The sequence below is a fragment of the Pseudomonas sp. P5_B2 genome (assembly GCF_056400445.1).
This window is the reverse complement of the sequence record NZ_JBFULH010001212.1, coordinates 1-854: the sequence shown is the minus strand read 5'-3', so window position 1 is coordinate 854 and position 854 is coordinate 1. Positions and strand designations below refer to the sequence as shown.

At 54.2% G+C, this 854-nt stretch carries 1 protein-coding gene and 1 pseudogene; one reads left to right on the top strand and one right to left on the bottom strand.

Annotation, left to right across the window (positions count from 1 at the left end):
• On the bottom strand, positions 1-493 hold a 493-nt coding region (locus AC1DRJ_RS30290; RefSeq protein ID WP_477805354.1), incomplete at its 3' end, for a LysR family transcriptional regulator.
• A gap of 176 nt (positions 494-669) precedes the next feature.
• Here AC1DRJ_RS30290 and AC1DRJ_RS30285 point away from each other — a divergent pair.
• Positions 670-854: pseudogene (locus AC1DRJ_RS30285) on the top strand (NAD(P)-dependent alcohol dehydrogenase); the annotation flags it as partial.

Genomic DNA, 854 nt, shown 5'->3' with positions numbered 1-854 from the left:
TCACCATGGTTGCCATCGCGATGGGACGAGCGATCAACGTCGAGTCCGGTAAATCGCCGATACGTAATGCACAGTCGATGCCTTCACCAATCAGGTCAACGGTTCGATCTGTCACGCCCAGCACCATGTTGATACCGGGGTAGGTGGAGGTGAACTCTTTCAGGCTTTTGATGAATTCCATTTGCGCGAAAGCGGTCGGGATATCGACGCGAAGTCGGCCCGCGAGCGTTGCGCCAGTGTGGTCAAACATCGAGGTCGCAGCAGAAATACCCGCGAGAATGTCTTGCACCCGCTCATAGAACCGCTCGCCCTCGGCGGTGAGTGCGACCTTTCTCGTGGTGCGCTGGAATAGGCGCACGCCCAATGAAGTCTCCAGCTCCTGGATGTAACGGGTGACCTGAGGCCGCCCGATGTCCAGCGACTCGGCGGCTTTAGTGAAGCTGCCAAGTTCAGCAAGCCTGACGAACAGTCGCATCGATTGCAGTAATTCCATAACGTTTCCATGTGGGCTCCCGACTGACTCACGGAGCTCAAAAATGATTGTTGCCTAAGAATAGAACAATCATGTCTTTTTCAGCGCATTTATTGCGGGTCTCCAAAAGCGAAAGATGTGCCCAAGGCAAAACCGTTTCCGGTTTGCGGCCATTGACGTGTATTTGGAGATTCGTAATGAAGGCTTGGTTATTGAAAGATTTCGGACTCGACAACCTGCAATTGGCAGAGGTAGCGACCCCGCAACCGAAGGCCGGCGAGTTGTTGGTCAAGGTCGGCGCTGTCTCACTCAACTTTCGCGACAAGGCTATCGTTGATGGCATCTATGAGCCGCATAAGGTGCCCAAACCCCTGATCCCGGT